This is a genomic window from Myxococcus xanthus (assembly GCF_013116825.1).
Lineage (GTDB): Bacteria > Myxococcota > Myxococcia > Myxococcales > Myxococcaceae > Myxococcus > Myxococcus xanthus_B.
The window spans coordinates 1-4741 of sequence record NZ_JABFNS010000253.1; the positions used below are offsets into that span (position 1 = coordinate 1).

The 4741-nt window shown below is 62.5% G+C and carries 4 protein-coding genes and 1 pseudogene; 1 reads left to right on the forward strand and 4 read right to left on the reverse strand.

Annotated features, from left to right (window positions below; translation table 11 throughout):
• The 3 genes and pseudogenes from HNV26_RS36830 to HNV26_RS36840 all read right to left on the reverse strand — a co-directional run.
• Nucleotides 1-296: transposase (locus tag HNV26_RS36830; protein ID WP_436410077.1), on the reverse strand; the 296-nt coding region annotated here is incomplete at its 3' end.
• A gap of 139 nt (nucleotides 297-435) precedes the next feature.
• A pseudogene (locus HNV26_RS39530) lies at nucleotides 436-660 on the reverse strand (UvrD-helicase domain-containing protein); the annotation flags it as partial.
• Nucleotides 642-2468 carry an ATP-dependent nuclease gene (locus HNV26_RS36840; protein WP_171445528.1) on the reverse strand — a complete coding sequence of 609 codons (1827 nt, stop codon included), beginning with the start codon at nucleotides 2466-2468 and terminating at the stop codon, nucleotides 642-644. The gene HNV26_RS36840 and the pseudogene HNV26_RS39530, both read right to left, overlap by 19 nt.
• Before the next feature lie 887 nt (nucleotides 2469-3355).
• On the opposite strand from HNV26_RS36840, the gene HNV26_RS36845 reads away from it, so the two are divergent.
• Nucleotides 3356-4123, forward strand: coding sequence for a site-specific integrase (locus HNV26_RS36845; RefSeq protein WP_253817390.1), 768 nt, complete (start codon nucleotides 3356-3358; stop codon nucleotides 4121-4123).
• A 282-nt stretch (nucleotides 4124-4405) separates the two neighbouring features.
• On the opposite strand, the gene HNV26_RS36850 is transcribed toward HNV26_RS36845, so the two are convergent.
• On the reverse strand, nucleotides 4406-4627 hold the full coding sequence (locus tag HNV26_RS36850) for a hypothetical protein (protein ID WP_171445527.1): 222 nt from the start codon (nucleotides 4625-4627) through the stop codon (nucleotides 4406-4408).
• Nucleotides 4628-4741: the final 114 nt, after the last annotated feature.

Sequence of the window (4741 nt, forward strand, 5' to 3'; positions counted from 1 at the left end):
AACTGCGCCTCGTGCAGCCCCTCGCGGCGCAGCAACGCCCCCAACTTCTCACCCTCAAGCCCCTGGGCCACCAGCAGCACGCGCAGCTTCTCCTCGGGCGTCCACTTCTTCGGGCCAGCGGGCTTCTTCTCCTCGGGCGGTGGCGTCATCGCCGCTACCCTACGCGCCTCGCGCAACCACTGCGACAGCGTCGGCTGCGAGACTCCCACCTGGCGGGCCAGCGCCGCAGCACTCACCGCGCCTGGCCCCACCATCCGCTTCACCATCTCCGCCTTGAATGCATCCGTGTACGACACAGCTACCTGCCTGTACTCGCCCCCGGGGGTGGTCAGCTCGGCCGGTCAGCCGAGGCGACAACTTCCCTGACACAGGGGGGAAGAACGAGTCCAGCGTTCCGACGAAGTGCGGTGGCGAGGGCTCCCCTCCAAGCCTACTGGCAATCTCTTGCTGGGCTACGTTGGTGAAGGAGAGTGCTGCAACCCCACCGCGCCTAAGATTCCATCCGTGCAGGTGGCGACGCAGAACCTCGACGAACAGCCGCGTCTTCCCGCTCCCAGGCGCTGCTTGGACGACCACAAGCCGGTCATCCGCATCAAGCACGCTCTTCTGCTCCGGCGTGAACTCAGGGGCAGGCGCCGGACTCACGCACTCCTCCGGCACGCGTGCTCGATAGCGTCGCGGAGGTATCCCGGGACGGTGAAGGTACGCTCTGGCTCTTCATCTAGGATCGCCGCGAGTGCGTGCGCGAAATCCGCCTTTCTGCGTCCGCCATCCGCCAAGCAAAGGTGGCGCCACAAGACGAGAGCCCTCTCCTCCGGAGTGGTGCTGTTGGCGATGCTATGATGCTGGAGCGTGGACCTTCGTGGCTGCTTGTAACCACGCAGCCAAGCGTCCACCATCACAGACGCGTTCTCCAATGCTGCGCTCGCGAGCTCGAACTCGAGTGTCACTGCGGAAACGAACACTCGAGCGACAGGGTGTGAGGAGAGGTCATCCCTTAGGCTGGATGCACGATCGCCCTCGACGTACCGTACTCCGTCCGCATGCCGGCGTGGCCGCGCATCGGAGCCTGTTTCCCCGTCAATGGGCGGGTCGCTGTCCGTGACGATGGAGAGCGGCAGTTGGAGTTTCCCAGGCCCGAAGAGCTTTCCGAAAGTGCGAAAGTCCACTCCGCACACAGGGACAACGCTTACACCGCACGCTGCTAGGTTCTTGCCGAGTCGACGTGCGAGCACGGGAAGCAGTAGTGCCTCCGAAACGCCCTCGACGAGGATGATTCCCCGGGCAAACAGCATCGAGGCGCGCGTCACGTCCAACATTCGGCGCAGCTTGCGCAGTTCCTCGCCATTGAGCCCGCACTGCCGCAGCCCGGTCGCATGCAGTTGCCCCCTTTCATCACGATGCAGGATCGTGATGGTCTCCGGGGATACATGCGCCGCGATGGTGGGCGAGTGCGTTGTCACCATCGTTTGGACGCGTCGTGGCTCCGCTCCCGCAGGCAGCCCCCCGGCAAGGCAATCGGCGAGGAGGGTTTGTAGATGCGGGTGAAGGTGTGCTTCTGGCTCCTCCACGAGTAGCAGGGGGAGGGCTGCATTGGGAAGGTTACCGAGTTCAGCCAATACCGTTCCCACATAGAGGAGGTTGTTGTAGCCGAGGCCGTTCTGATCGATGTCCGTGAGTTTAGAGACTCCCCCCGCCGCGCCGTGCTCGCGCTCCGCGAACAGAAGCCTCAGTCCTTGCGCAATCTTCTCGAAGCGAGGCTCGGCCGCCCGAATAGCAATCTCTTGACCGAAGACAGGGCCCGAGGCACGCCTGAGTACCTCCTGAATGCGGCTTTGTGTTTGCAAGACTAGAGGAGCCTGCTCCAGTCGCTGGTTGGCCTCCTGAATGATCTGCTCAACCGAAGCGCGTTCGGTTTCGTTTGATGCCTGCTGCATCAGGAGGCGTCCTAGGCGGCTGTTTCGCCCTGGGACCAAGGCACTCAGAGCATTGCGGAGTGCCTCAAGGAAGGTGACCGGAATGGACTGGAGATCCTCCTCGGGTACCGCCACTTCCGCATCAGGCCGGTTCCCTCCCCATCGTCGCGAATGCCAGCGTCGTTGAGTTGCGTCCCACCGCCACTCGAAGTGGATGCTTGCTGTCGAGGTTTCCGGCGCGGCTGCGTTGTAGTCGAGCAAATCGATGAACTCCGCTCGCTCGTCCTCGCTCAGGCCTGAGAATGTGAGATCGATGTGGATGGTGCCATCCACTAGTTCTCCTCCTGCGGAGGCTGCGAGGTCATCCGGCCGGAGGCGCATCGGCTCGCCATTGGCCGCTGACGTAGCGCCCAGGGCCGCACGGATCGCCTCCATCACATTCGTCTTCCCGACGTTGTTCTCGCCGACGAGAACATTGAGGCCGGGGGCGAGTTCGAGCGAAAGGGCGCCGAGGTTACGAAATCCCTGCACAGCGACATGGCTCAGGTACACGCCTCATCCTCCGTAGTGGATGGCCCGAGAGAACGGAGATGAAGCCGCAGGTCGCGCAGTCTGGCCAGAAATCCGCCGAACCTCTGGACAAGGAGCATTGGAGGCAATCATGTCCCCTCGGGGAGCGCGGAAGCAGGGCTGCCGCCATGAATCCCAGTGCCAGTGCGCCCTTCAGCGCGAATTCAGGGGCACGAAGTGCTCGGGGGAGCGAGAGCTCGCGAGAACACCATGTCGCAGGGCACTGGCGCTTCCCAAGGACGTAAAAGGGATGCAACCGAATGAACGCCCGCGTATTTGACCGAATTCTTCAGGCATCGCCGCAAACCGCGCCAACTGCCCGGAGTTAGAGGGGAAAGGTGGCGGTAGGGCACGGGAATCGAACTCGCCAGGGACGCCTCTCAGCGCCCCTCACCGGTTTTGAAGGCGAGTCCGGTCTCATGGCGCCACAGAGGGAAAGCGTCCCCATTTAGCCCTTTGAGCGAACCGGTAACGCACCGGTAACGCACTGAGGGATGACGATGGGTGCAATGTGGGTCGGGAAGTGGGCTGGCGGTCGAATTCGAGATGCAGCCGGTCGAGCGGTTTGGGTCATCGAGCGGCAATGGGCTGGGCGTCGCTACAGCGTTGCGCTTGACGCCGCCAGTGAGCGAGAGGCGCTTGCCGAACTGGCGCTTTGGGAGCGAGACCCAGATGCGTACCGAACTCGGCGCCAAGCCGCCCTGGATAACGCTCCCGTCCATATTGATGAGGAGGCGGTGGCTGGCCTTCTTTTGCATCTTACGGAGAAGGGGCGGGGCTTGGCCCACAGACGCGCGGTTCGAGCCTATCTTTCCGCCTGGGGCGAAGCGCTAGCTGGCCGTGACTTGCGCAAAGTCCAGCTTCGAGACTTGAGGAAGCTCCTGGCAGATTGGGGGACAGCTCGGAAGTACCGCATCATTGCGCTGAAGTCCTTCACTGCGTGGTTGCGTGAAGAGGACCGACTCAAGCCGAGCGAGGACCCTACGCTGAGTTTGCGGGTGCCCCCGGCTGTGGCCGAAAAAGGGAGCCGCATCAAGGGGTACTCATTAGCGTTCGTCGAGCGCATCTACGGCACTGTCGGGAGTCAGTGCGTTCGGGACGTCCTCTGTCTGCGTGCCAAGACAGGAATGCACGCAACAGAAATTGCTCGAATCGCTGCGGGCGAAGGGGCGCTCCGAGTCGTAAACGACCCTTGCGGTATTGTCGGAACCGTCACATTCAAGCACAAGAATGGGCGAATCCATATTGTAAGCTTGGATGCTCAGTCAATGGCTGCGGCAGAGAGGCTTCAGGCTAGAGGAAAGTCACCGAGCACAAGCTCCGTCCATGAATGCCTTGGATACGCGGCTGGTCGCCTGTCGAAGCAGTTCCCGAACGAGCGTATTACCCCCCTTGTTCCTGGTGAACTGAGGCACTCGTTCGCAACGTGGGCCTCAGAATGTGGAAGGGTCGTCAAGCCCACGTCTGATGGCGTGCCCTTGAAGATGGTTGCAGCGGTGATGGGTCATCTCAACACTAGGACGACGAAGCTCTTCTATGAGGGTGTGCAAATCCCACCGATGATCGTACTTCCGCTCAATCTGCACCATCCAAAGGACCCGGTGCTCCTGGACGAGCCGCTTCGGAAGAGTTGCTAAGTCCACCGTCAAGTGGAACAGCCTGGAGCGTCGCTCGAAGTGACGGGCGGCGCTGTCTCTTCCGTGGGGGCTGCTGCTTTGGTGTGTGGGGCACCTGGAGGCAATCAAGTACGGACGCGTAGAGAACGGTTGTTCCTCTCCCAAATCGCGGTGCGCGAACGAGTCGCCCCTCACGCAGGAGTTCGAAGGCGCGGGCGCGGCTGCAATGAAGCAGTTCGGCGGCACGCTCAACCGTGATGGCGGGGCCGTCGAGCCCTGGGCCAGTGACTTGGGTGGGCATGGCTACCTCGGGAAGACGCGGTGAGGGGCGAGGCGGCCGAGGGCGTGGAGTCCGATGCCGATGGCGTCCCAGACGTTGTGATGAAGGGATGAGTAGGAGGGTAGTTCCACGCGCAGGTGTTCTGCGGCATCAATGCGTTGTTTGATGCGCTCGATGAACGCGTCCGCGTCCAGGGAACCCTTCCAGTCGCGCGGGTAGACGCTGCGGCGACCGGTGAGCGTCAAGGTAGTTGTCGCGTGAGAGAGTTCAACCGATGCGCTTCAACTCCTGCACGGCCAGGGTGGGGTTCGGGGAGGGGTTGAGGCGCACTGGGCCTGCCGGTGTCCAGTCTCGCGTGT